Origin of the sequence: Lentzea rhizosphaerae (assembly GCF_042649515.1) — a bacterium.
GTDB lineage: Bacteria > Actinomycetota > Actinomycetes > Mycobacteriales > Pseudonocardiaceae > Lentzea > Lentzea aerocolonigenes.
In genome coordinates this window covers 1-24,427 of the sequence record NZ_JBHRZI010000049.1, presented here as the reverse complement: position 1 = coordinate 24,427, position 24,427 = coordinate 1, and the positions used below count along the sequence as shown (strand labels likewise).

Sequence of the window (24,427 nt, the reverse complement as noted above, 5' to 3'; positions counted from 1 at the left end):
GGCTACCTGCTTGCTTCTGGGTCACGTTGCGATTCCCTTGCGCAGCACGGTGCTGGTGCCGTCCGGCCGAACGGTGATGACACCCCACGGGTTGACGCTGCCCGGCTTGCCGGTGCCGTCCTTGCAGGACAGTTCGACCATGTTGAACGAGTCCCAGGCCCCGCTGCCGTCCGGAACAGGTGTCTTCGACTCCTCCTGGTTCGCCACCCAGACGCACGTGCTGCCGTCCTCCTCGTGGGCGATGTGCTGGGTGATGTCGGTGATCCGTCCGCCCTCCACGCACCAGGAGACGTGGTAGGTGTAGCTCCACCGGCCGGGATCCGTGAGGTGCACCGGCGCGGACGTCAGGACCGGCGTCGAGCACGTCGTCTCCGTCGCGCCGGTCGCGGTGCCCGTGGTGAGCGAGATCCCCGCGACGACCGCCGCCAGGCCCACCGCTGCCACCCTGACCTTCATGGCGCCCCCCGAGTTCGTGTGGCCTCCAATGTGGTGCCTGTCAGCGGATGTGCGCAAGAGGCCGGCGCGGCACGTCCAACCGACGTCCAATCGACGTCCAGTCCAGCCCAATAGCTTGTGGCGCAAGGTGATTCCACAGGGAGTGAGGGCTGATGAACGTTCGAACCAAGCGGGTTGTCGCCGCGGCCGCGGTGGTCACGTCGGTGGTGGCCGCCACCCTGGCGGGGACCACCGGGGGCCACGCCGCTCCGGCTGCGGGTCTGCGCGCGTTCGGGATCTCGGCGGACGGCAAGTTGATGGCGACGTTCACGACGGACAAGCCGCAGGTGCTGGACTGGGTCAGACAGATCCAGGGTTTCTCGGGTGACACGGCGGCGATCGGGCTGGACTTCCGGGTGCAGGACGGGTTGATGTACCTGGTGGGCAACAAGGGTGGCATCTACTCCGTTCGGCTGCCCAACCTGCCGTCGCAGCCGGACCCGGTCGTCACGAAGGTCTCGCAGCTGACGGTCTCGCTGCACGGCACGAACTTCGGGGTGGACTTCAACCCGGCGGCCGACCGGCTCCGGGTGGTCGGTGACAACGGCCAGAACCTGCGCCACGACCTCAACACGCACACCACCGTCGCGGACACCGCTCTTTCCACACCGCCCACGACGGGGGCGACCAAGGGCGTCACCGCGGCGGCGTACACGAACAACGACCTCGACCCCGGCACGGCGACCACGTTGTTCGACATCGGCACCACGAGCGACCAGGTGCTCATCCAGTCGCCCGCCAACAACGGAATTCTGGCGCCGACCGGCAGCCTCACGGTGGACGCCGGTGCCAACGCGGGCTTCGACATCTACAGCACGTTGAGCGGTGGCAAGGCCGTGTCGGTGGCCGGGTTCGCCACTCTCGTCGCACCGAACGGCTCGTCGTCGTTGTACAGCGTGAACCTGTTGAGCGGCACGGCGACCAGCATCGGGCAGTTCCCGCTGGCGATCACCGACCTGGCCATCTCGCTGACCGGGAGTTGATCTTCCGCGCGCGTCCAGTAGATGTCCAGACCTGTCGAATAGCTTGTGCCGCAAGGTTCTTCGCACAGGGGAGTGGGCTGATGAAGGCGCGGATCAAGCGGGGAGTCGCTGCGGCGGCCGTGGTGGTGTCGATGGCCGCGGCCGTCGTGGCGAGCAGCGGGAGCAGTGTCGCTCAGCCTTCTGGCCTGAGGGCGTTCGGAATTTCGGCGGACGGCACGTTGATGGTGACGTTCACGACGGACAAGCCGCAGGTGCTGGACTGGGTCAGACAGATCCAGGGTTTCTCCGGTGACACGTCGGCGATCGGGCTGGACTTCCGGGTTCAGGACGGGCTGATGTACCTGGTGGGCAACAAGGGCGGCATCTACTCCGTCAAGCTCCCCAACCCGCCGTCGCAGCCCGACCCGGTCATCACCAAGGTCTCGCAGCTGACCGTCCCGTTGTACGGCACGAACTTCGGGGTGGACTTCAACCCGGCGGCCGACCGGCTCCGGGTGGTCGGCGACACCGGCCAGAACCTCCGGCACAACCTCGGCGACAACACCACGACCGAGGACGCCTTCCTGTCCACCCCGCCCGCCCTCGGACCGACCAGGGGCGTCACGGCGGTCGCGTACACGAACAACGACCTGAACGCGGACACCGCGACCACGTTGTTCGACATCGGCACGGCCACCGACGAGGTGCTCGTCCAGTCACCGGCGAACAACGGCCTGCTGTCCGCCACCGGCAAGCTCGGCGTGGACGCCGGTGCCAACGCGGGCTTCGACATCTTCAGCACGCTGAGCGGTGGGAAAGCGGTCTCCGCGGCGGGGTTCGCGACCCTGGTCGCGCCGAGCGGCTCGGCGTCGTTGTACACCGTGAACCTGCTGAGCGGCGCGGCGACCGTCGTCGGCCAGTTCCCGCTGCCGATCGCCGATCTGGCCGTCTCGCTCAACGGATACTGACTTTCCTGTTTCAGGGGACGAGAGCACCATCCGGTCACGGGTGGTGCTCTCCGGTGTCTCCGGACGTGTGCGGAAGCAATAACACGGCGTTCTGTGAAACATAGGCGGTTGATCGATTGAACATTTCCGGCGGACCTCCCGTATACCAGACCGTACGACTCTCACGGATCGGGAACCGCCCTTGCCGAGCACATCAGAGTCCACCACGACGCGGCCGGGGGCCGTCCGCCGTTTCTGGTGGCAGACCAGCCAGCCCGCCAGGCTCACGATCATGGGCCTCGGGGTTCTGACCGCGCTCGCCACGACGGGCGCGGCCGGGTTCATGAGCGCCGACGTCCCGGCGCCCGACGCCGAGCCCCGGAAGGCCCTGCACCGGGGTGACTCCTTCGAGGTGACGGTCCGCAGCGTGTCCGATGTGGATCGGTTCGAAGGCGTGGAGCCCGCCACGGGACTCTCCTTCCACGCTCGTGTCGCCGGGGTGCGCCCCGCGGGACAGTGCTGGCTGTCGGAGTCCCTCGCCGCCGCCCAGAACCTGTTGCTGGGCAAGAACGTGCGACTCACCGTCCGGAAGGACGCCGGGTCCGGTGACGATCGGATCGCGGTCGACGTGCGGCTGCCGGACGGTGCGGACTACGCGCAGACCGTGGTGGGCGACGGCGTGGTGCCGGCGGACCTGTCGGCCCGCGACGAGCTCGCGCCCGTCGAGTCCGCGGCGCGTCAGCAACACCGCGGTCTGTGGTCGGTCGGCTGCGCTCCGGGTGCGGAGACGGCCTCCAGCACGCCGTCCTCGACCTCGTCGTCTCCGGCCCCGACCACGACGACGACGACCACCCCGCCTGCGCCGGAAACGTCCGAATCGCCTGAGCCGGAGGAGCCGGAGACCACGACGACGACGTCCGAGACGACGCTGACCGGCATCCTGCTGGGCCGGCGGTGCTTCGAGGAAGGCGCGCGGAAGAAGTCTCCGAGCGGCGAGGAGATGGTCTGTGCCCGCAACGGCAAGAACCAGCTGAGGTGGCGACGTGCCGACTGACAGCAGCATCGACCTGTTCAGCAAGCCCACCTCCGCCGGCCTGGTGCCCGGTCTCGACGACGGCAGGCCGCCGCGCGGGCTGACCAAGGAGGGCTGGGTGCGCACGACGGGATGGCTCCAGATCGGCCACCACCCGGTGAGCTCGGCGCACATCGCCGCGTTCACAGGCCTGCTGTGGTCGTTGGTCGGCGCGGCCGCGGTGATCACCAGCAGGCCGGTCGTCGCGGGTGTCCTGGTGATCACGACACCCGCGGTGTGCGGCATTTCGTGGTGGCTGTTCACCGTGCTCGTGCGGCCGGCTTCGTCGGCGCGCAACATCGCGACCAAGCGCGCCGACGAGCTGACGCCGGGCGACCTGATCCGGCTGTACGGCACGATCGGGCCGGTCGGCCAGGTGGTCGCGGTGACGTCGGGGGAGGAACTCCTGGTGACGCTGCACGGTGGATCGCACCGGACGTGGGCGCGCGACCACGTGCTGCACGTCGTGGAGCTGCTCAGCTGACGCGTTCGACCGGTTCGAAATTCGTGAACGAGCATCGGGCCTCCCGTTTCGGCCGGTCCGATGTGGACGGCAGTCGAACAGTCGAACGTCGCTTCGAATTCGATCGAACGCACGCCCTCCTTGCCGTGCGCGCTAAAGTGCTTGTGGCTGACCGAAACCGCCAGTTCTCCGCCGCCTTTCCGTGAATGCGCACAGGCATTGAAGGAGATCTCACTCGTGCACACCAGATTCCTCGCCGCCGTCGTGCTGGCCGCGGCGAGCGTCGTCGGCTCGGGCCAGGCGAGTGCCGCCGCCTGCAACGGGTACGTCGGGCTCACGTTCGACGACGGCCCCACGACCAAGACGCAGAGCCTGCTCAACGCGCTGCGGCAGAACGGCCTGCGCGCCACCATGTTCAACGTGGGCCAGGCGGCCGCCGCCAATCCCGCGCTGGTCCGCGCGCAGGTGAGCGCCGGCATGTGGGTCGGCAACCACAGCTACACCCACCCGCACCTGGACCAGATGGCCAGGGCGCAGGTCGACTCGGAGATCTCCCGCACCCAGCGGGCGATCGCCGCCGCCGGTGGTGGCACGCCGAAGCTGTTCCGTCCCCCGTACGGCGGGACGAACGCGACGGTGCAGTCCGTCGCGACCCAGTACGGCCTGCGGCAGATCCTCTGGGACGTCGACTCGCAGGACTGGAACAACGCGAGCGTCGACGCGATCGTGCAGGCGAACGGAAGACTCACCAACGGCCAGGTGATCCTCATGCACGACGGCCCGGCCAACACGCTCGCCGCGATTCCCCGCATCGCACAGGTGCTGGCGAGCCGCGGCCTGTGCGCGGGCATGATCTCCCCGCAGACCGGACGAGCCGTGGCGCCGGCCTGATCGGTTCGTGCACAGTGGAACCATGGGGAACCGGAGCGCGTGGGAAGCGGCGTCGGGCAAGTACGTCCAGGAGCACCATGAACTTCTCGACCAGGCCAGGTACTCCTCGTCCCTGACCGCGGTCGAACTGGAGGTGCTGCGGCCGTTGCTGGCTGACGCGCCTGCCGTGGTGCACCTGCAGAGCGGCCACGGCCTGGACGACCTGGCACTCGTGGCGGAGGGCGCCCGGTCCGTGGTCGGCGTCGACTTCAGCTCCGTCACGGTCACGGCAGCGCAACGCAGAGCGGACGAACTGGGCGTCAACTGCCGGTACGTGATCGCGGAGCTGCCCGGAGCGCCGCTGCGGGACGGATGCGCCGACCTCGTCTACACCGGCAAGGGCGCGTTGATCTGGTTGCCGGACCTCGGTTCCTGGGCCGAGGACGTCGCACGGCTGCTGCGGCCGGGCGGGCACCTCTTCGTGCTCGAGGCACACCCCTTGGTGCCGCTGTGGACGTGGGACGAGGACGAGCCCCGCATCCGGCCGGATCGCGGATACTTCGAGCGGTCGCACGTCAACGACACCTTTCCCGCAGGCGGCGCGGTGGAGTACCAGACGACGCTGGCCGGGATCATCACCGCGGTGCTCGGCGCCGGGCTGGAACTGCGGCACGTCGCCGAGCACGCGGAGCCGTTCTACCGGTGGGGCGACCTGGACGCGGCGGCGTGGCGGGGAAGGCTGCCGAACACGTTCACGTTGCTCGCCCGCAAGCCGCGGTGATCGCTGGCACGATGAAGGCCATGTCCCGCACCGCCCGTCGCCTGCACGAGCTCCTGGAACCGATCTGCCTGGTCACGTTCTTCGCCGACGAGTGCAACGAGGAACTGGCCGCGCTCGGCCACCGCACCTACTGGGACGGGTACTTCGCGAGCCGAGCCGCACCGCTGGGACGGGTGCGGGCGGAGGTCGTGCACGCGGCCTTCTACAACTTCGCCGACGGTGAGGCCGCGCGGCACATCCCGAGCGCGTGGGAGACGATCCCGCCCGAGGCGTCCGTCGCCGCCCGGGAACGGGGCAGCGCGGCCTCGTTGCGCCGCATCCTCGGCGACCTCGCGGACACTCCTGGCCTGGTGCGCGCCGCCGACCTGACCACGAAAGCCGCGACGAGCGCGCCCACGGAAGGAAGGGTGATGTACGCGGGGATGCGCACCGTCGAGGTGCCGAGCGACCCGGTCGCCCGGTTGTGGCACTCCGCGACCATGCTGCGCGAACACCGCGGCGACGGGCACATCGCCGCTCTCGTCGGCGCACGGGTCGGCGGCACCGAGGCCCACGTGCTCTCCGCCATCGCCATGGGCATCCACCCGCCCGAGTCGTTCGGGCGCATCCACCACCTGCCGAAGAAGCGGCTCGCCGAAGTGGTGGAGGGCCTGCGGAAGCGCGGGATCGTCGACGCGGACGGCCGGTTCACCGACGCCGGTCGCGAACTCCAAGAGCGCATCGAAACCCTCACCGACGAGCTCGCGGCCGCGCCGTACGAGGCACTCACTCCGGCTGAGCTCGACGAGTTGGTCGCGGAGCTCGAACCGATCAGCGCGAGGCTGGTGGAAACCGGATCGCAGTGAGGAACTGTGCCGCGTGGGACGTGGTGCGCGGCGGGATCAGCCCGCCCCCGTGAGCGTTACGGCGCCGGTGCCGTAGTACCGCGCGGCACACAGCGCGCAGCAGGAGACCACCGCGGCACCACCGGAACACCGTCGGCGCACTCCAGCACCGACTCCGCCACCAGCACGCCGAACTGGTGCACGTCCACGCTCATCGTCGTCAGCGCAGGGGAAGCCAAACGGCACAACGTCGAGTCGTCCCACGCCACGAGGCTGAGCTGCGACGGCACCGCCACACCGGACGACGTCGCCGCGACCAGACCCGCCACGGCCATCACGTCGTTGTCGTAGAGGATCGCGGTGGGCGGTTCCGCGAGGTTCAGCAGCGCGGTGGTCAGCTTGGCGCCCGCCTCCTCGGAGTAGTCGCCCTCGACGATCACGGCTTCCGGGCAGCGCGAGAGCAACGCGGCCGTGCGCGCCTGCGTGTGTTGCAGGGCGGACGGCCCGGTGACCCTCGCGATCCGCCGGTGGCCCAGGTCCAGCAGGTGGCCGAGGGCTTCCAGCACCGGGCCGCTGTGGTCGGTGCGGACATCGGGCAACCCGCCGCCGTCCCCGACGACGACGGCGGGAAGTCCCAGTTCCCGCAACACGGCCGGCCGCGGATCGTCCACCACCGGGTTGACCACCACTGTCGCGTCGACCAGGCCGCGCGCCGCCCAGCGGCGGTAGGCGGCGATCTCGGCCTCGTGGTCCGCCACCACGTGCAGCAGCACCGAGAGGTCGCGTTCGGCGAGCCGTTCCTCGATCCCCGCGATGAACTCCATGAAGAACGGCTCGACACCCAGCAGCCGCGCGGGCCTGGCCAGCACGAGCCCGACCGCGCCGATCACGACCCGACCGCGCCGAGATCGTTGGCACAGCGCAGAACCAGCGGGTCGGTGAAGGCAGCGGGATCGACGGTGGCGCCGGTGCGGATGCCGAAGACGCGGACCTCTCCGGCGAGCATCGGCACGAGCATGTCGTCCACGACGGCGTCGGGCGCGACCCGGTCGGCCAGGATCGCGACGTCCTGGGCGAACGAGTTGGCGCGCACCTCCACCTCGTACCCACCGCGCACGGCTTCTGCCCGCGCGTCGAGAGGCCTCGGGTGGTAGGCGAGCTGCGAGTCGGGCAGTAACGGCAGGATCGCGCGGGCCTCGGCGGTGGTCGCCACCATCACCTCCGCATCCGCGTTCACCGGCTGCCGCAGCGGTTCGTCCAGGTAGAGCTCGACGACCGACCGGGGCGGCACCTTCCGGCGCAGTCTGGTCAGGTGCAGGGTAACGCCCCGGAAGCTCTGCCGGTCCAGGGTGATGTGCGCGTCCCACGGCTCGTCGTGGTCGTTCACGGCGACGAGGACGAGCCGTTCGTCGCGCGGCTGGAAGGTCAGCAGCCGCGGCGCGAACGCGTGCCGCAGCCCGTACCACAACGGCTTCAGGCGTTCCTCGCTGTCGATCGCCGCCCACGACGTGACCGGCCAGCAGTCGTTGAGCTGCCAGACGACCGCGCCCGCCGTGCGCGGCCACCACGAGCGGAAGTGCTCGATGCCGAAGCTCACCGCACGTGCCTGGTTGAGCTGCGTGGCCCAGTGCCAGTCCGGGAACTCCCGCGGAACGGGCAGGTGTGCCGCGAGGCCGCGGTCGAGCTTCCCGTTGCCGTCCTCGGCCTTCTGGTGCGTCAGGAAGCTCGGTGACGTCGGCGTCAGCGGCTGGTCGTGGATCCACCGGGTCAGCGTCGACCAGGTCGGCGGGCCCTGGAAGCCGAACTCCGCGCAGAACCGGGGCACGTGGTCGCGGTAGTGCGTGTAGTCGACCTCGTTCCAGACCTGCCACTCGTGCCGGGTGCCGTGGTTCTCGTCGTTCGGGTGCAGGCCCTCGACCGGGCTGTACGGGCTGCTGGGGCAGTAGAACCGGGTCGGGTCGAGCTCGGCGACGATCCCCGGCAGCAGCTCGTCGTAGTAACCGAGGCCCCAGGTCTTGCCCTCCAGCTGCCAGGGCCAGCCCCAGTCGGCGAAGCCCCACAGGTTCTCGTTGCCGCCGTTCCACAGCGCGAGCGAGGCGTGCGACATCAGGCGCGAGACGTTCTCGCGGGCCTCGGCCTCCAGCTCACCGCGCACCGGTTCTTCCTCGGGGTACGCGGCACAAGCGAGCGGGAAGTCCTGCCACACCAGGACACCGCGCGCGTCGCAGATGTCGTAGAAGTCGTCGGACTCGTAGATCCCGCCACCCCACACGCGCAGCAGGTTGACGTGCGCGCCCAAGGCCTGGTCCACGCGTCGCGCCAGCCGTTCGGGAGTGATCCTGGTCAGGAAGTGGTCGTCGGGAATCCAGTTGGCGCCCTTGACGAAGACCGGTTTGGAGTTCACCACCACTGTGAACGGTGTGCCGATCTCGTCCGGTGTCGTGTCCACGACGATCGTGCGGAACCCGATCCGCCGGCGCACGACGTCCACAACGGACGATCGCCCGTGCAGCGCGACGTCCAGGTCGTAGAGCGGTTGGTCGCCGTACCCCGTGGGCCACCACAGGTCGACGTCCGGGACGTCGACGCGGGCCACCACGGTCTCCTGCCCGGCGGGGACGGCGACGGTGTGCTCGCGCGAGCCGACGGCGATGTGCAGCGTCAGGTCCTCGTGTGCGGCCCACTCCAGGTCGGTGTGCAGTTCGACGTGCCCTGTCCCGTCCGGGGAGACGGTCACGACCGGCCGCACCCGAGCGAGCCGCGCGGTGTGCCAGCGCTCCAGCCGCACCGGCCGCCAGATGCCGGCGGTCTGCAGGTCCGGGCCCCAGTCCCAGCCGAAGCTGCACGCCATCTTGCGGATCATGTTGAACGGGTGGGCGTTCACGTGGGCGCGGGGTCCGAGACCGGCCTCGACCTTTTCGGCGTGCGCCAGCGCGGACGAGAACGACACCGCGAGGTCGTTGCCGCCGTCGAACAGGGACTCGCGGACGTCGAACCGGTAGGTCCGGTGCATGTTCGCGGTGTGGCCGAGCACATGTCCGTTGAGCTCCACGGTGGCCATGGTGTCGAGGCCGTCGAACACGAGGTCCACGCGCTGGCCCTGCGCGACCGCGGCGGCGAGGAAAGTGGTGCTGTAGCGCCAGTCCGTGCGGTGCATCCAGGTCAGCTCGGTCTCGGCCCGGTCGAGGAACGGGTCGGTGATCAGCCCGGACGCGAGCAGGTCGAGGTGGGTGCTGCCGGGCACGGTCGCGGGCACTGTCCTGCCCCTGATGTTGTCCGGCACCTCGTTCGTGGTCGCGGTCAGCTGCCAGCCGTCGTGCAGGTGTTGGCGGATCAAGGCTGTCCTCCCTGGCGGAACCGGGCGTCCGGATCGGGTGCGGCTGCGGCGAGTTGTTGCGTGTAGGGGGCTTCTGGACGGGTGAGCACCTCGTCGCTCGGCCCGCGCTCGACGATCCGGCCCCGGTGCATCACGAGCACCTCGTCGGAGAAGTGCCGTGCGGTGGCGAGGTCGTGCGTGATGTAGAGGACGGCGAGGTTCTCCTCGCGTTGCAGGCGGGCGATCAGCTTGAGCACTCCCAGGCGGATCGAGACGTCCAGCATGGACACCGGCTCGTCGGCGATGATCACCTTGGCGCCCGGCGCGAGCGCGCGGGCGATGGCGACTCGCTGCCGTTGCCCGCCGGACAGCTCGTGCGGCCGCCGGTGCGCGAAGTCCGGCGGGAGGCTGACCCGTTCCAGCAGGTGCGGTACCTCGGTGCCAGAACGTCCGTGCAGCCGCAGCGGCCGGACGAGGTGGTGCTCGACGGTGTGGAACGGGTTGAGCGAGGCGAACGGGTCCTGGAAGATCATCTGCACGTGGTCGCGATAGGCCTTGCGCGGCACCGGTTCGCCGTCGGACCCGGTCAGCAGGATCTCGCCGGAGGTGGGGCGGACCAGGCGGGCGATCATCCTGGCGACCGTCGACTTGCCGGACCCGGACTCGCCGACCAGCGCCACCGTGCGGCCGGGGGTGAGCGTGAACGAGACGTCGTCGACCGCGCGGAGCTTGTGGAAGGTCTTGCTGAGGTCGCGGACTTCCAGCGTGGTCATCGGATCAGTGCTCCTCGGTCGTCGTTCAGGCCGGGGAACGACGCCAGCAGCTCCCGCGTGTACGGGTGCCGCGGCCGCAGGTACATCTCCTCGGCGTCCGCGTACTCGACGACCTCGCCGTCGCGCATCACCGCGATGCGGTCGCTCAGCTCCAGCAGCAACGGCAGGTCGTGGGTGATGAACACGACCGCGAAGCTCAGCTCGTCGCGCAGCCGCCGGATCTCGTTGAGGATCTCGCGCTGCACCAGCACGTCCAGCGCGGTGGTGGGTTCGTCCATGATCATGACCTGCGGGTCGAGCAGCAGCGCCATGGCGATCATGACGCGTTGCCGCATCCCGCCGGACAGCTCGTGCGGGAACGAACCGAGCCTGGCCGGGTCGACCCCGACGAGCCGGAGCACCTCCGCACACCGCTTCTCGCGGTCGGAGGCCGGCATGCCGGGACGGTGGGTGCGCAGGACGTCCTGGAGCTGCGCGCGGATCGGGGTGACGGGGTTCAGCGCGTTCATGGCGCCCTGGAACACCATGGAGAGCTTGACCCAGCGGAACGCCCTGAGCTCCTCCGGTGCCAGCGCGAGGACGTCGACGTCCTCACCGTCGCGGTCGTGGAACGTGACCGAGCCCGACGTGACCTCGGCCGGTGGCCGGTGCAGGCGGTTGATCGCATACGCGAGGGTCGTCTTGCCGCAGCCGGATTCCCCTGCCAGGCCGAGGATCTCGCCTCGCCGCAACGTCAGCGACACGTCCTTGACCGCGTGCACGGGTGTGTCGGACTGGTACACGACGTTGAGGTTCTTCACCGTCAGCACGGCGTCCTGCTCGCCGGGCGCGGTGTCGGTCTCGACCGCCACCACGTCCCGTTCGCGCCGCGCACGATCGCGCAGGTCGGGGTTGATGATCTCGTCGATGCTGAAGTTGATCAACGCCAGCGCACCGCCGAACAGGGCGATGATCAGCCCGGGCGGGACGAACCACCACCACGCGTCCCGTTGCAGCGCGAAGCCGTTCTGGGCGTAGTAGAGCATCGTGCCGAGCGTCGACGAGTTGGCCGCGCCGAGGCCCAGGAACGACAGGCCCGCCTCGCTGAGGATGGCCAGCACGACGGCGAACACGAACTGCGAGGCGAGGATCGGCAGGAGGTTCGGCAGGATCTCGACGCAGATCACCCGCCAGGTCTTCTCACCGGAGACGCGCGCCGCGGCCACGTAGTCCCTGTTGCGCAACGACAACGTTTGCGCGCGCAGGACGCGGGCGGCCGCAGCCCACCCCGTGATCGCGAGGACCAGCGAGATCGTCCCCGTGCCGCGCTGGTCCGGCGGCACGAACCCGGCGATGACGATGACCAGCGGCAGACCGGGGATCACCAGCATCACGTTGGAGAACAACGAGAAGATCTCGTCCACGACCCCGCCCGCGTACGCGCCGACGACGCCGAAGACACCGGACAGCACGGTCGCCATGATCCCGACGAGCAGGCCGATCTGCAGCGACCCGCGGGTGGCGTGGGCCAGCTGGGCGAGGATGTCCTGGCCGGTGACCGTGGTGCCGAGGAGGTGCTCGCCGCCGGGTGGTGTGAGGCCGAAATCCCTGATCGTGGCCGGGTCACCGGTGACGAGCGGCCCGATCAGTCCGAACAGGACGATCGCACCGGCCAGGCCGAGCCCGACGGCTAGTTTGGGCGACCAGCGGGGCAGCAGGCCCCGCCAGCGGTTGCGCGATCTCGGGGCTTCGGGAGCGACCTCGGTGAGCGGACTGAGGTTGGTCACGACACCACGCTCCGATCCCTGGTCCTGGCGTCGATCAGCCCGTACAGCAGGTCCACGACCAGGTTCGCGCCCAGCACCGCGATCGTGATCACCAGGAAGATCCCCTGCATCAGCGCGTAGTCGTTGTTCTGCACGGCCTGCAGCAGCTTCGACCCGATGCCGGGGTAGGAGAACACCAGCTCCGTGACGATCGACCCGGACACCACGAACCCGAGTGAGATCGCGAAGCCGGCGACCGACGGCAGCACGGCGTTGCGGGCCGCGTACCGGATCATGATCCGGCTGTCCTCGAGGCCTTTCGCCCGAGCGGTCAGCACGTAGTCCTCGGACATCACCGAGACCATCATGTTGCGCATCCCGAGCAGCCACCCGCCGACCGAGGAGATCACGATCGTCAGCGCGGGCAGGATGCCGTGGTAGATGGCCGATCCGATGAACTCACCGCTCCAGCCCGGATCGAGGACCACGTCGTAGCCGCCGTTGAGCGGGAACCAGCCCAGGCCGGTCGACAGCAGCGCGACCAGGATGAGGGCCAGCCAGAAGTACGGCACCGCCGACAGCACAGTGGTCGCGGGCACCAGCGCGTCGAGCCAGGTGCCGCGCTTCCAGCCGACGAGCGCGCCGAGCCCGACGCCGAGCAGGAACGACAGCAGCGTCGCGAGCCCGACCAGCACGACGGTCCACGGCAGCGAGTCCGCTATGACGTCGGAGACCTTCGCCGGGAACGCGCTGACCGACACGCCCAGGTCGCCGCGCAGCAGGTTGCCCAGATAGGCGACGTACTCGCTGAAGACCGAGCCGCCGCCACCAGTGCCGAGCAGTGTCTCGTAGGCCTGGCGGGCGGCGGGGTCCACACTTCCGCCGCGTTGCTGGAGCTTCGCCATCAGGATGTCGACGGGGTTGCCCGGCAGCATCCTGGGGATGACGAAGTTCAGCGTGACCGCCGCCCACAAGGCCGCCAGGTAGAAGGCGGCCTTGCGCACGTAGTAGTTCATCGCTACTTCCCGGCGGGCTTGAGCTTCATGTACACCTGGGAGGCGTCGGGCCGCTTCCACACCGCCGGGAACGCGTAGAGGTCGTCCTTGGTCGGCCAGCCGGTGAACGCCTTGTCGTTGTACTCGTTGGGGATTCCGCCGGTCAGCACCGGGATGTACGGCATCGCCTTCTCGAGCTCGACCTGGATGGCGTCGTAGAACGGCTGCCGCGCGGGGTTGCCCCGGTCGGTCTTCTTCAGCTCGGCCAGCGCGTTGTCCACGGTCGCGTTGCTGAACCGGGCGAAGTTCGGGTTGGCCGCCTGCCCGACCGGCGCCGTCGTCGCGGTCGAGAAGAAGTAGCTGTAGGTGTAGTACGGATCGGGCGCCGGGCCCTGCTCCACGGAGTCGATCAGCAGCTCGAACTGCCCGCGTCCGCGCGCGTCCGCCCACTCGTTCCACGACAGCTGCTGCGGCGTGATCTTGATGCCGATCTGGAGCAGCTGCTGGCTCAGCGTCTCCAGCGCGGTGATGTAGTCGGTCCAGCCCGCGACCACCTTGACGCTCAACGCGAGCGGCTTGCCGTCCTTGGCGAAGATGCCGTCCGGGCCCTTGGCGTACCCGGCGGAGGTGAGCAGCTCGGTGGCCTTGGCGACGTCCGGGTTCATCGGCGCCATGCGGTCGGTCAGCTTGCTCGACAGCAGCGACGTGTCCCGCGGCTGGAGCGTGAAACCGGGCGACATCTCGCTGTTGACGTTCTGGAACGCCAGCGAGTTGATCTGCGTGCGGTTCATGCCGTAGTAGATCGCCTTGCGCACGGCCGGATCGGTCTGCGCGCCCTGGCAGCCCAGCTGCGCGTTGGAGCAGGTGAACAGCGCGACCTGGTTGAGCGGCAGCGTGACGGCCTTGTAGCCGGGGTAGTTCTTCTCGATGTCCTTGATGTCGGGGATCGGACCGGTCTGCCAGTCGATGGACCCGGCCTTCAGCGCGTCGACCCCGGCCTGGTTGCCCGACAGCGACAGGTACCTGATCTGCTTGACCGCGGGTTCACCGCCCCAGTACTTCGGGTTGGCCTTGAGCGTGAACGACTGCGCCTTGAAGTCGCCGAGCTGGAACGGCCCGGTGCCGACGGGGTTCTGGTTCACCTCGGTCGCCGGCGTGGCGTAGTTCTTCCAGATGTGTTCGGGCATGATCCAGAGCTGGCCGAGCACCTGCGGTCCGTCCATGTAGGACGGTTCGGGGAACTTGATGACGACGTGGGTGTCGTCCGGTGCGGTGGTCGTGCCCTTGAAGCCGGTCTTGTTGATGGCCGCGGTCTTGCTGACCATGTCGAGCGTGAACTTCACGTCCTCGGAGGTGAACTTCTCGCCGTCGGACCAGGTCACGTTGTCCCTGAGGGTGATCGACAGCTCGGTGCCGTCCGCGTTCCACTTGAACTCGGTGCCCAGCATGGGCTTCGGCGGCGCGTCCTTGGCGATGTTGTAGAAGAACAGCGGCTCGTAGATCGTGCCGGGCCCCTCGATCTGGGTGGGGGCGTAGGGGTTGAAGTTGAGCTGGAAGTCGCCTGCCTGCCCGGTGTAGACGACGAGCGTGTCCCTCGCCTGACCACCACCGCCGGATCCTGAACAGCCCGCGGTCGCCGCCACGACCACCGCCAGACCGAGTGCCCAAAGCCGCCTGTGCATCGTTGATCCTCCCCGCCGCTGGGTGGTTCGCGGCGAGGATTCTTCAGTTGGTAAACAAAGAAAGTCAACGCTCCGGAGTGCTTTACTGGTCACGACTTGTCGATGAGGAAAGTTCGTCGTTCGACGGAGGAATGCGGTGAGCCGACCGGCGCGCGTGACCCACGCCAGCACCAGGGCGGCGGTGCTGGACCTGATCCGCGCGGCGGGCATGATCAGCCGGGTGGGCCTGGTCAACGCCAGCGGCCTGACCGGCGGCACGATCTCCACGGTGGTCCGCGGCCTGATCGACGAGGGCCTGGTGGCCGAGACCGGCCACGCCGAGTCCACCGGCGGCAAGCGCCGGGTCATGTTGCAGCTCAACCACTTCGCGCGCTACGCCGTCGGCGTCCACCTCGACGACGCACGCATCACGTACGTCCTGACCAACCTCGGCGGCGCCGTCGTCGCCCGGATCTCACGCGCGGGCCGCGGCCTCGACGACCAGACCGCGGTGGTCGCTCTGATGGCCGGTGAGGTCGACGCGCTGATCGACAGCGTGGGTGTCGAACGCGATCGAATCCTCGGGCTGGGCCTGGTGTCTGCCCGCCCGTCGATGCTTCAGGAGTTCGGTCAGGCTTTGGAACGGGCGACCGGGTTGCCGGTGGTGCTGGACAACGACGCGACGGCGGCGGCGATCGGCGAGCACTGGTCCGGTGGGGTCGGGGCGTCGGCGACGTTCGCCGCGCTGTACATGGGGACTGGGCTCGGTGCCGGGGTGGTGCTCGGTGGGACTACGCACCGGGGGCCGAGTGGGCACGCCGGCGCGATCGGGCACATGTGCCTGGACGTCGATGGTCCGGAATGTTGGTGCGGGGCGAGGGGATGCCTGGAGGCATTGGCGGGGCCGGGGGCTGTGGTGGCGCAGGCTCGGGCGGATCGGACGTTGAGGCGGGCGGCCGGGCTGGTGGGTGGTCGGAAGCGCGCTGGTGCGTCGGCCGGAGCGGGCTCCGCTCCCATCGCAGCAGTGCGCCGCGCCGCCGCCCCCATCGCCTCCGACTTCGCCGCCATCAGCCGAGCAGCCCGCCACGGCAACCCCCGAGCCCTGGCCCTCCTGGAACGCTCCGCCCGCTACACAGCCGTAGCCGCCCGCTCCCTGGCCGGCGTCCTGGACCTGGAAGTGCTCGTCCTGACCGGCCCGAGCTTCGCCATCGCCGGCTCCGTCTACCTCCCGGTCCTGCGCGCCGAACTGGACGCCGCGTTCATCGCCCGCGACGCCCACCCCGTCTCCGTCCGGTTGTCGCCGTCGGCCGCGTCCGCACCGGCGATCGGCGCCGCGGCGATCGTGCTGCAGTCCGAGCTCGTGCCGCGGCAGAAGGGCCTGCACCTGCCGGACGACCTGGCCGCCGACGAGCCGCCGGTGTTCGTGCGCTGATCGGGAACGGCCGCCGGAACCCGGAAATCTCCCTCGGGAACGGGAATGCGGGGGAATTTTCGAGGCTTCCTCACCAGGCACGTCATCGCTAGTGTTTCCCGTGACAAAAGAGAATCGAAGCGATTCGATTCGAATTCGAGCGGCGAAAGCGGTCGAATGAAGTTCAGCAACGGTTACTGGCTGCTGCGCGACGGTGTGCAGGCGGCGCATCCGGTCGAGGTCTACGACATCGCCCCGGCGGCGGGGGAGCTGGTGGTCCACGCGCCGACCCGCCCGATCCGGCACCGCGGCGACCTCCTGCAGGGCCCGGTCGCGACCGTCCGGTTCTCCTCGCCGATGCCGGACGTGATCGGGGTGAGCCTGACTCACTTCGAGGGCGAGGTCCCCAGGAAACCGGAGTTCGGCCTCGACAGGACAGAGCCCCACGTGCGCCTCACCGGCGACTCCCTCACGTCCGGCGCGCTGGAGGTGAAGGTGAGCCGCGACTGGAAGGTCGAGTTCGCGGCCGGCGGCGAGGTGCTGACGTCCAGCGCGGCCAAGGGCATGGGCTTCATGACGCTGGACGGCAGGCACTACGTCCGCGACCGGCTCGCTCTCGGCGTCGGCGAGGTCGTCTACGGGCTCGGTGAGCGCTTTGGGCCGTTGGTGCGCAATGGGCAGACGGTCGACATCTGGAACGCGGACGGCGGCACGAGCAGCGAGCAGGCGTACAAGAACGTGCCGTTCTACCTGACGAATGCGGGTTACGGGGTGTTCGTCAACCATCCGGGCCACGTGTCGTTCGAGGTCGCCTCGGAGAAGGTGTCCTGCGTGCAGTTCAGCGTCGAGGGGCAGTCGCTGGAGTACTTCGTGATCTACGGCCCGAGCCCGAAGGAGATCCTGCGCAAGTACACGGCCCTGACCGGCAGGCCGCCGATGCCGCCGATGTGGTCGTTCGGCCTGTGGTTGTCCACGTCCTTCACGACGTCGTACGACGAGCAGACGGTGTCCGGCTTCATCGACGGCATGATCGAACGCGACCTGCCGCTCAGCGTGTTCCACTTCGACTGCTTCTGGATGCGCGAGTACAACTGGTGCGACTTCGAGTGGGACCCGCGCACGTTCCCCGACCCCGTGGGCATGCTGGACCGGCTGAAGTCGCGGAACCTGCGGATCTCGGTCTGGATCAACCCCTATGTGGGACAACGATCTCCGCTGTTCGCCGAAGGCATCGAAGGCGGCTTCCTGCTCAAGCGGCCGAACGGTGACGTGTGGCAGTGGGACCTCTGGCAGCCGGGCATGGCGCTGGTGGACTTCACCAACCCCGCCGCCCGCGAGTGGTACGCGTCCAAACTGGACGCTCTGCTCGACCAGGGCGTCGACTGCTTCAAGACCGACTTCGGCGAGCGCATCCCCACCGACGTCGTGTACTTCGACGGCTCCGATCCCGAGCGGATGCACAACTACTACGCCTACCTCTACAACCAGACCGTCTTCGAGGTGCTGCGCAAACGTCGTGGCGACGGCGAGGCCGTCGTGTTCGCTCGTGCCGCCACCGCGGGATCGCAGCAGTTCCCGGTGCACTGGGGCGGCGACTGCGAGTCGACCTACGAGGCCATGGCCGAGAGCCTGCGCGGCGGGCTGTCCCTGGGCCTGTCGGGGTTCGGCTACTGGAGCCACGACATCGGCGGCTTCGAGGGCACCCCCGACCCGGCGTTGTTCAAGCGGTGGATCGCGTTCGGCCTGCTGTCGTCGCACAGCCGCCTGCACGGCAGCAGGTCGTACCGCGTGCCGTGGCTGTTCGACGAGGAGGCCGTCGACGTGCTGCGGGTGTTCGCCGAGCTGAAGGCCCGGTTGATGCCGTACCTGCACCAGGCGGCGTCACAGGCCGCCACCGACGGAACGCCGATGATGCGGGCGATGGCGCTGGAGTTCCCCGACGACCCGGCGTGCACGCACCTCGAACGGCAGTACATGCTCGGCGACAGCCTGCTGGTGGCGCCGGTGTTCTCCGACAGCGGCCGGGTCTCCTTCTACGTGCCCGAGGGCACCTGGACCGACTTCTTCACCGGTGCCGAGGTGCCCGGCGGCCGGTGGACAACGATGACATGCGACTTCCTCACCGTGCCGTTGCTGGTCAGGCCGAACACCGTCCTCCCGCTCGGTGCCGTCGACGACCGCCCGGACTACGACTACGCCGACGGCGTCACGTTGCGGATCCACCACCTCGACGACGGCGCCGAGATCACGACCGAGGTCGGCGGCTCCACGTTCCGCACGCGCCGCACCGGCGACCGGATCGAGGTCGAGGCCGAATCGCCGTCCGCGTGGCAGCTCCAGTTCCCGGGCGAGGATCCGGTCCCCGGCACCGCGCTCACCGTCAGGGACCTCAGGCCGTGACGCGCCGGGTCGGATACCGTGTCGGTTCGATCAGCCCCGGGAAGCGAGGACCTGCATGCCGGAACCGTCGGCGGTGCCCAGCGACATCGACCTCAGCCGTCCCAGCGCGGCCCGCGTGTACGACTACTACCTCGGCGGGGCGCACAACTTCGCCGCCGACCGCGAGATGGCCGAGCAGGCCATCGCGATGTGGCCGGACCTCCCCCTGATCATGCAGGCCAACCGGGCGTTCCTGCGGCGCGCGGTGCGGTTCTGCGTCGCCGCCGGCATCCGCCAGTTCCTCGACCTCGGTTCCGGCATTCCCACCGCCGGCAACGTGCACGAGGTCGCCAGGGCGGCCGCGCCGGACGCACGGGTGGTCTACGCCGACATCGACCCCGTCGCCGTCACCCACAGCCGCACGATCCTCAAGGACGACCCGCGGACGGCCGTGGTGCAGGCCGACCTGCGCCGTCCCGACCTGCTGCTGCAGCTTCCCGAGGTCACCGGCCTGCTCGACTTCAGCCAGCCGGTGGCCGTGATGATGGTCGCGGTCCTGCACTTCGTGCCCGACGCCGACGACCCCGCCGCAGTGGTCGCGGGCTACCGCGAGGCGATGGCGCCGGGCAGCTTCCTCGTGATGTCGCACGCCACGCACGAAGGACAACCACAGCGCGCGGACGAGCACCAGACCCTGTACCAGCGCACGGCGACCCCGATGTCCATGCGCTCACGCACCGAGGTGCGGGCCCTGTTCGACGGCTTCGAGCTGGTCGATCCGGGTGTGGTGTACCTGCCGCTGTGGCGGCCGGAGAACCTCGACGAGGTCGACGAGAACCCCGAGCGGTTCACCGGCCTCGCCGCAGTGGGACGCAAGGTCACCTGAGGTAGCTGGACAGCGGGATTCGCTGGTCGCGCAAGGCCTTCGCGACCACACCGGCGATCTGCTTCGCACCGGCTGCCTCGAAGTGGGTGTGGTCGTTGCAGAAGAAGGCGCCGACAGGGCCCTTGGTGTAGTCACCGTCGTTGGGGCACAGCTTGAGCGTGTTGTAGAGCGTGTAGCTCAGCTTGTGCAGGTCGACGACGGTGACGCCGGCGCTCCTGGCCGCGTCGAACGTCTCGGTCAGGAAGCCGCGGGTGGCCACCGCTGTGCTGCCGCTGCACCTGATCGCCGACACCGGCGTCAGGAAGATCGGCGTGACACCGCGGTCCTTGGCCGCCTTGGCCATCAGGGCGAGGAGCTCCTTGTACCGCGCCGAACCCACGTGCCGAGGGCAGTTGCGGTCGCCGTCGTTGATCCCGAACTGGATCATCAGGTAGTCGCCGGCCTTCATCCCGCCGGCGGGGTCGAGCATGGTCAGCCAGCGCTGGTGGAACGTCTTCGGGCTCACCACGCACTCGCCGGCGGAGTCCATCGTGCTCTTCACGTTGGACTCGTACAGCCAGGTCTGGATGCTTCGACCTGCTACCGCGGCGTTCACGACCGTGACGTCGTCGGAGAACAGCGGGTCGAAGTGGCTGCCCCAACCGACAGGACAGGTCGACCGCGGGTCGGCCATCGTCGAGTCGCCGGCGAGCCAGACCTTCACGCTCGCGGCACTCGTGGACGCGGTGCCGGCCGCTGGGACGCAGTCGGGCTGGTCCGCGGACGCCGGAGCGGCGGCGGTGACGAACGGCAGGACCGCGAGAACGGCCACCGCCAGCAGGGTTTTCCGCACAGTGGTCTCCCTCGGTGAATCGCCGCGTACAGCCAGGTTAGGGCCGGATGTCGATGCGGACAATCGCATCGAATCGACGTCGATGCCTTGGTGCAGAAGGAATTCACCGTCTCAACAGGCGGGCGCCCCGCACTCGTCGAGGCGCCCGCATCCTCTGGGAGGACTCAGCAGCCGATTCGTTCGGTGGCCAGCGTCATGTCGTCCATCCAGAGGTCGTACGCGCCGTCATTCTGCTGGTAGAGCTGCCAGCCGAACTTCACGGTGTTGAACCGCGGGAAGACGAAGTCCACGGGGTTGCCGCCGTGGCTGCGCGTCGACACGGTCAGGTCCGGCTGGGCAACGCCGTCGAACCAGAGCTCGACCCGGTTGTCGGTCGCGTCCATCCGCCACTCGACGCACTGCCAGACGTCCTCGCGGGACGGCGCCGACTCGCGCCAGTTCGTCCAGTCACCGGTCGGCCCGCCGTCGGCTCCCACGCCCCACAGCGCACGGTCCACAGTGGGCACGTACTGGCCACCGAGCGGCCGCACGATCTCCGCGCCCTGGCCGGTGGCCTCGATCAGGGTGTAGTGGGCCCAGTCGGGCTGGCGCGGGAAGGCGTCGACCTTGAGCCGCACCCGGCCGTAGAAGCTGTTGCCGGGCGGCGCGAAGTCCTCGACCTTCAGGAACGCACGTCCGTTGCGCTCGGTGTGCACGTGAAGAACCCGTTGGCCGCGTGGGGCTCTCTCCACGGTGAGCGTGCCGTGGCTCGTGTCGACGCCCCAGTTGAGACTGGTGGCGCCACCGAGCGGGACGGACTGGAAGTCCTCGCAGAACAGCACGTCCGGGCGAGAGCAGGAGGAGGGATGCGCGAGGGCCGGCGTGGCCACGGTCGCGAGTTGAAGTGCCAGAAGCACGGATAGCGCTTTCCAAGATGGCATGAGCGCAGGCTAGGAGATCTCCGGCCACGAGGAAACCGGCCGACCGGCCGGGTGGTGGCCTACGCTGCTGGGCGTGGCGGGCCCGCGGAAGCGTTCTGCGTTGATCGCCCGGCTGGTCAGCGACCAGCCGGGCGGGTCCCAGGCGTCCATCCTCGAGGAGCTGCGCCGGTGCCTGCTCGACGGCGAGGTGCCGCCGGGCACGCCGATCCCGCTGGACGAGGTCGCGCAGGTGTTCGGGGTGAGCCGCATCCCGGTGCGGGAGGCGCTCAAGACCCTGATCGGCGAGGGCCTCGTCGAGCACCAGCCCAACCTGGGCTACCACGTCGCCAGGCTGACCGCCCGCGAGTTGCACGAGTTGTACGTGGTGCGCGAGGTGCTGGAGGTGGCGGCCCTGACCGCCGCGGTGGCCTCGGCGACCGAGCAGGACGACGTCGAGGCGACCGCGACCCACGAGGCGCTCGGCCAGGCCATCGAGGCCCACGACGTGCGCGGCTACCACCGCGACAGCAGGCGGTTCCACCTCGCGCTGGTCCGGCCGTGCGGCATGCACCGGCTGCTGGCGATGCTGGAGTCGGCCTGGAACACCACCGAACCCGTGCAGCCGATGGCGCACGTGTCGGACGGCGCGAAGGCGGAGATGCACCGCGACCACGAGGAGATGCTCGCGGCGTTCCTGGCGCGGGACGTGGACGGGCTGGTGGCGGCGGCGCGAGCGCACCACGGGCGGCTGCGGGCGTCACTGGCCGCGCTGCCTCGTCACACGGGGTTGCTGGTCGAGGGCGACTGACGGTCGGCCGGCACCGCGTCCTCCGGTCCTCCGCAGGGCGCCTCACAGCCCTCTGAGCTGCCCCGCGAAAGATATACGGTTCGCGTCATGACGGCGTAACAAGCCGGGACCAGGCTGCTCGCACCACATCCGAGGTTCACGAGGAGTCGGTGATGACCGATACAGTCTCCCGCCCGGCGATCGGCACCACGCCGCAGTACGACCCGCGTCTGACCAACGAGGACCTGGCGCCGCTGAAGAAGCAGACCTGGGGCTCGTACAACATCTTCGCGTTCTGGATGTCGGACGTGCACAGCGTCGGCGGGTACGTGACCGCGGGCAGCCTGTTCATGCTCGGCCTGTCCAGCTGGCAGGTGCTGCTGGCGCTGCTCGTCGGCATCGGCATCGTGAACGTCTTCTGCAACCTGGTCGCGAAACCGAGCCAGGTGACGGGTGTGCCGTACCCGGTCATCTGCCGCGCGTCGTTCGGCGTGCTGGGGGCGAACGTGCCGGCGATCATCCGCGGGCTCATCGCCGTGGCCTGGTACGGCATCCAGACCTACCTGGCGTCGGCCGCGCTGAACGTGGTGCTGCTCAAGCTCTTCCCGGCGCTGATGCCGTACGCGGACGTGCAGCAGTACGGGTTCCTCGGGCTTCCGCTGCTCGGCTGGGCGTCCTTCACGCTGCTGTGGTTCGTGCAGGCGGCGGTGTTCTGGACCGGCATGGAGACGATCCGCCGGTTCATCGACTTCTGCGGGCCCGCCGTGTACGTGGTGATGTTCGTGCTCACCGGCTACCTGATCTACCGGGCGGGCTGGGGCGCGATCGACCTGAGCCTCGGCGAGGTCCGCCACACCGGACTGGCGTCGATCCCCGTCATGCTCGGCGCGATCGCCCTCGTCGTGTCGTACTTCTCCGGCCCGATGCTGAACTTCGGCGACTTCTCCCGCTACGGCCGCTCGTTCGCCGCGGTCAAGCGGGGCAACGTGCTCGGCCTGCCGGTGAACTTCCTGGTGTTCTCGGTGCTCGTGGTCGTGACCACGTCGCTGACGCTGCCGGTGTTCGGCGAGCTCATCACGGACCCGGTCGAGACGGTCGCGCGCGTCGACAGCACGTTCGCGATCGTGCTGGGCGCCTTGACGTTCAGCGTGGCCACCATCGGCATCAACATCGTGGCGAACTTCATCTCGCCCGCGTTCGACTTCTCCAACGTCAGCCCGCAGAAGATCAGCTGGCGCGCGGGCGGCATGATCGCCGCCGTCGGGTCGGTGCTCATCACGCCGTGGAACCTCTACAACAGCCCGGAGGTCATCCACTACACGCTGGAGGTGCTCGGCGCGTTCATCGGTCCGCTGTTCGGCGTGCTGATCGCGGACTACTACCTGGTGCGCAAGCAGAAGGTGGTGGTGGACGACCTGTTCACGATGTCCCCGGACGGCCGTTACCACTACCGCAAGGGCTACAACCCGAAGGCGATCGCCGCGACCGTCGCCGGTGCGGTCGTCGCGGTGGCACCGGTGCTGGTGCCCGTGCTGGCGCCCGCCGCGCAGTACACCTGGTTCATCGGAATGATCGTGGGCCTGGCCGTGTACACCCTGGCCTCCAAGCGATGATCGTCAAGGTCGTGAACCCCAACACCAGTGCGGACATGACCGCGCTGGTGGAGCGGTCCGCCAAGGCCGTGGCCGCGCCCGGCACCACCGTGCACGCGGTGAGCCCGGCGATGGGCCCGGAGTCGATCGAGAGCCACTACGACGAGGCGCTCAGCGTGCCCGGTCTGCTGGCCGAGGTCGCCGCCGGGGAACGGTCCGGTGTGGACGGTTACGTCGTCGCGTGCTTCGGCGACCCCGGCCTCGACGCGGCACGGGAGCTCGCGGCCGGACCCGTCGTGGGGATCGCCGAAGCCGCCATGCGCACCGCTGCCTACCTGGGGCGGGGCTTCACCGTGGTGACGACGTTGTCCCGCACCCGCGGCCGCGCGTGGGAGCTCGCCGAACGCTACGGGATGCGCGGGCTGTGCCGGGGCGTGCACGCCTGCGCCATCCCGGTGCTGGACCTCGACCGCGATCCGGACGCGCTCGACCGCGTCACGGCCGCCTGCGCCCGCGCCGTCGAGGAGGACGGCGCGGACGCGGTGGTCCTCGGCTGCGCGGGCATGACGGACTGGGCGGCGCCGATCGCGAGCGCGATCGGCGTGCCCGTGGTCGACGGCGTCCAGTCCGCCGTTCTCACCGTGCAGGCCCTGGTGGAAATGGGTCTGCGCACCGGTAAGCGGGACGAGTTCGCCGTCCCGCCGCCGAAGCGGTACGCGGGCTTGCTGCGGGACTTC

The 24,427-nt window shown here is 69.3% G+C and carries 22 protein-coding genes; 13 read left to right on the top strand and 9 right to left on the bottom strand.

Features of this window, described 5'->3' with window-relative positions; all coding sequences use genetic code 11:
• Nucleotides 1–21: 21 nt before the first annotated feature.
• Complete coding sequence (locus ACFOWZ_RS43260) at nucleotides 22–456, bottom strand: hypothetical protein (RefSeq protein ID WP_382379806.1); 435 nt, start codon at nucleotides 454–456, stop codon at nucleotides 22–24.
• A 152-nt stretch (nucleotides 457–608) separates the two neighbouring features.
• Here ACFOWZ_RS43260 and ACFOWZ_RS43255 point away from each other — a divergent pair, with 152 nt between their 5' ends.
• The 7 genes from ACFOWZ_RS43255 to ACFOWZ_RS43225 all read left to right on the top strand — a co-directional run bounded on the left by ACFOWZ_RS43255 (nucleotide 609) and on the right by ACFOWZ_RS43225 (nucleotide 6,435).
• The gene (locus tag ACFOWZ_RS43255) at nucleotides 609–1,478 is read left to right on the top strand and encodes a DUF4394 domain-containing protein (protein WP_382379805.1); all 870 of its coding nucleotides are present in this window, start codon (nucleotides 609–611) and stop codon (nucleotides 1,476–1,478) included.
• A gap of 80 nt (nucleotides 1,479–1,558) precedes the next feature.
• On the top strand, nucleotides 1,559–2,425 hold the full coding sequence (locus tag ACFOWZ_RS43250) for a DUF4394 domain-containing protein (RefSeq protein ID WP_382379804.1): 867 nt from the start codon (nucleotides 1,559–1,561) through the stop codon (nucleotides 2,423–2,425).
• 181 nt (nucleotides 2,426–2,606) lie between these two features.
• Nucleotides 2,607–3,458, top strand: coding sequence for a thermonuclease family protein (locus ACFOWZ_RS43245; protein ID WP_382379803.1), 852 nt, complete (start codon nucleotides 2,607–2,609; stop codon nucleotides 3,456–3,458).
• Nucleotides 3,448–3,960 (top strand): hypothetical protein, encoded by a 513-nt coding sequence (locus tag ACFOWZ_RS43240; protein WP_382379802.1) that lies wholly within the window; start codon nucleotides 3,448–3,450, stop codon nucleotides 3,958–3,960. Before ACFOWZ_RS43245 ends, ACFOWZ_RS43240 begins: the two co-directional genes overlap by 11 nt.
• Before the next feature lie 216 nt (nucleotides 3,961–4,176).
• Nucleotides 4,177–4,830, top strand: a complete 654-nt coding sequence (locus ACFOWZ_RS43235; RefSeq protein ID WP_382379801.1) for a polysaccharide deacetylase family protein — start codon at nucleotides 4,177–4,179, stop codon at nucleotides 4,828–4,830.
• A gap of 22 nt (nucleotides 4,831–4,852) precedes the next feature.
• Nucleotides 4,853–5,590: a class I SAM-dependent methyltransferase gene (locus ACFOWZ_RS43230; RefSeq protein ID WP_382379800.1), complete on the top strand. Its 738-nt coding sequence runs from the start codon at nucleotides 4,853–4,855 to the stop codon at nucleotides 5,588–5,590.
• 20 nt (nucleotides 5,591–5,610) lie between these two features.
• Nucleotides 5,611–6,435 (top strand): SCO6745 family protein, encoded by an 825-nt coding sequence (locus tag ACFOWZ_RS43225; RefSeq protein WP_382379799.1) that lies wholly within the window; start codon nucleotides 5,611–5,613, stop codon nucleotides 6,433–6,435.
• A 56-nt stretch (nucleotides 6,436–6,491) separates the two neighbouring features.
• Here the strand turns inward: ACFOWZ_RS43225 and ACFOWZ_RS43220 are convergent, their stop codons facing one another.
• From ACFOWZ_RS43220 to ACFOWZ_RS43195, 6 genes are read right to left on the bottom strand one after another with little or no spacing between them, the layout of a single operon-like run.
• Nucleotides 6,492–7,304 carry a LacI family DNA-binding transcriptional regulator gene (locus tag ACFOWZ_RS43220; protein WP_382379798.1) on the bottom strand — a complete coding sequence of 271 codons (813 nt, stop codon included), beginning with the start codon at nucleotides 7,302–7,304 and terminating at the stop codon, nucleotides 6,492–6,494.
• Complete coding sequence (locus ACFOWZ_RS43215; protein WP_382379797.1) at nucleotides 7,301–9,751, bottom strand: glycoside hydrolase family 2 protein; 2,451 nt, start codon at nucleotides 9,749–9,751, stop codon at nucleotides 7,301–7,303. Before ACFOWZ_RS43215 ends, ACFOWZ_RS43220 begins: the two co-directional genes overlap by 4 nt.
• Nucleotides 9,748–10,503 carry an ABC transporter ATP-binding protein gene (locus ACFOWZ_RS43210; protein ID WP_382379796.1) on the bottom strand — a complete coding sequence of 252 codons (756 nt, stop codon included), beginning with the start codon at nucleotides 10,501–10,503 and terminating at the stop codon, nucleotides 9,748–9,750. Before ACFOWZ_RS43210 ends, ACFOWZ_RS43215 begins: the two co-directional genes overlap by 4 nt.
• On the bottom strand, nucleotides 10,500–12,269 hold the full coding sequence (locus tag ACFOWZ_RS43205) for a dipeptide/oligopeptide/nickel ABC transporter permease/ATP-binding protein (RefSeq protein ID WP_382379795.1): 1,770 nt from the start codon (nucleotides 12,267–12,269) through the stop codon (nucleotides 10,500–10,502). Before ACFOWZ_RS43205 ends, ACFOWZ_RS43210 begins: the two co-directional genes overlap by 4 nt.
• Complete coding sequence (locus tag ACFOWZ_RS43200; RefSeq protein ID WP_382379794.1) at nucleotides 12,266–13,264, bottom strand: ABC transporter permease; 999 nt, start codon at nucleotides 13,262–13,264, stop codon at nucleotides 12,266–12,268. Before ACFOWZ_RS43200 ends, ACFOWZ_RS43205 begins: the two co-directional genes overlap by 4 nt.
• 2 nt (nucleotides 13,265–13,266) lie before the next feature.
• Nucleotides 13,267–14,925, bottom strand: a complete 1,659-nt coding sequence (locus ACFOWZ_RS43195) for an ABC transporter substrate-binding protein (RefSeq protein ID WP_382379793.1) — start codon at nucleotides 14,923–14,925, stop codon at nucleotides 13,267–13,269.
• Nucleotides 14,926–15,061: 136 nt separating this feature from the next.
• On the opposite strand from ACFOWZ_RS43195, the gene ACFOWZ_RS43190 reads away from it, so the two are divergent.
• From ACFOWZ_RS43190 to ACFOWZ_RS43180, 3 genes are all read left to right on the top strand, one after another.
• Nucleotides 15,062–16,336, top strand: coding sequence for an ROK family protein (locus ACFOWZ_RS43190; protein WP_382379792.1), 1,275 nt, complete (start codon nucleotides 15,062–15,064; stop codon nucleotides 16,334–16,336).
• A 156-nt stretch (nucleotides 16,337–16,492) separates the two neighbouring features.
• On the top strand, nucleotides 16,493–18,715 hold the full coding sequence (yicI, locus tag ACFOWZ_RS43185) for an alpha-xylosidase (protein WP_382379791.1): 2,223 nt from the start codon (nucleotides 16,493–16,495) through the stop codon (nucleotides 18,713–18,715).
• Nucleotides 18,716–18,770: 55 nt separating this feature from the next.
• Nucleotides 18,771–19,580 (top strand): SAM-dependent methyltransferase, encoded by an 810-nt coding sequence (locus tag ACFOWZ_RS43180; protein ID WP_382379790.1) that lies wholly within the window; start codon nucleotides 18,771–18,773, stop codon nucleotides 19,578–19,580.
• Here the strand turns inward: ACFOWZ_RS43180 and ACFOWZ_RS43175 are convergent.
• A complete protein-coding gene (locus ACFOWZ_RS43175; RefSeq protein WP_382379789.1) occupies nucleotides 19,573–20,412 on the bottom strand; it encodes an SGNH/GDSL hydrolase family protein in 840 nt (279 codons plus the stop codon). The genes ACFOWZ_RS43180 and ACFOWZ_RS43175 overlap by 8 nt on opposite strands.
• 164 nt (nucleotides 20,413–20,576) lie before the next feature.
• A complete protein-coding gene (locus ACFOWZ_RS43170; protein ID WP_382379788.1) occupies nucleotides 20,577–21,281 on the bottom strand; it encodes a hypothetical protein in 705 nt (234 codons plus the stop codon).
• Nucleotides 21,282–21,405: 124 nt separating this feature from the next.
• On the opposite strand from ACFOWZ_RS43170, the gene ACFOWZ_RS43165 reads away from it, so the two are divergent.
• The 3 genes from ACFOWZ_RS43165 to ACFOWZ_RS43155 all read left to right on the top strand — a co-directional run.
• Complete coding sequence (locus ACFOWZ_RS43165; RefSeq protein ID WP_382379787.1) at nucleotides 21,406–22,119, top strand: GntR family transcriptional regulator; 714 nt, start codon at nucleotides 21,406–21,408, stop codon at nucleotides 22,117–22,119.
• A gap of 152 nt (nucleotides 22,120–22,271) precedes the next feature.
• Entirely contained in the window at nucleotides 22,272–23,711 is a 1,440-nt protein-coding gene (locus ACFOWZ_RS43160) for an NCS1 family nucleobase:cation symporter-1 (protein ID WP_382379786.1), read from the top strand.
• Nucleotides 23,708–24,427, top strand: a 720-nt coding sequence (locus ACFOWZ_RS43155; RefSeq protein WP_382379785.1) for an aspartate/glutamate racemase family protein, incomplete at its 3' end; no start/stop codon positions are given. The genes ACFOWZ_RS43160 and ACFOWZ_RS43155, both read left to right, overlap by 4 nt.

What these genes read in the sequence shown, in the direction of transcription:
- ACFOWZ_RS43260 (WP_382379806.1), bottom strand. Translation starts at nt 456, where the DNA reads ATGAAGGTCAGGGTGGCAGCGGTGGGCCTGGCGGCGGTCGTCGCGGGG.
- ACFOWZ_RS43255 (WP_382379805.1), top strand. Translation starts at nt 609, where the DNA reads ATGAACGTTCGAACCAAGCGGGTTGTCGCCGCGGCCGCGGTGGTCACG.
- ACFOWZ_RS43250 (WP_382379804.1), top strand. Translation starts at nt 1,559, where the DNA reads ATGAAGGCGCGGATCAAGCGGGGAGTCGCTGCGGCGGCCGTGGTGGTG.
- ACFOWZ_RS43230 (WP_382379800.1), top strand. Translation starts at nt 4,853, where the DNA reads ATGGGGAACCGGAGCGCGTGGGAAGCGGCGTCGGGCAAGTACGTCCAG.
- ACFOWZ_RS43225 (WP_382379799.1), top strand. Translation starts at nt 5,611, where the DNA reads ATGTCCCGCACCGCCCGTCGCCTGCACGAGCTCCTGGAACCGATCTGC.
- ACFOWZ_RS43210 (WP_382379796.1), bottom strand. Translation starts at nt 10,503, where the DNA reads ATGACCACGCTGGAAGTCCGCGACCTCAGCAAGACCTTCCACAAGCTC.
- ACFOWZ_RS43200 (WP_382379794.1), bottom strand. Translation starts at nt 13,264, where the DNA reads ATGAACTACTACGTGCGCAAGGCCGCCTTCTACCTGGCGGCCTTGTGG.
- ACFOWZ_RS43195 (WP_382379793.1), bottom strand. Translation starts at nt 14,925, where the DNA reads ATGCACAGGCGGCTTTGGGCACTCGGTCTGGCGGTGGTCGTGGCGGCG.
- yicI (WP_382379791.1), top strand. Translation starts at nt 16,493, where the DNA reads ATGAAGTTCAGCAACGGTTACTGGCTGCTGCGCGACGGTGTGCAGGCG.
- ACFOWZ_RS43180 (WP_382379790.1), top strand. Translation starts at nt 18,771, where the DNA reads ATGCCGGAACCGTCGGCGGTGCCCAGCGACATCGACCTCAGCCGTCCC.
- ACFOWZ_RS43160 (WP_382379786.1), top strand. Translation starts at nt 22,272, where the DNA reads ATGACCGATACAGTCTCCCGCCCGGCGATCGGCACCACGCCGCAGTAC.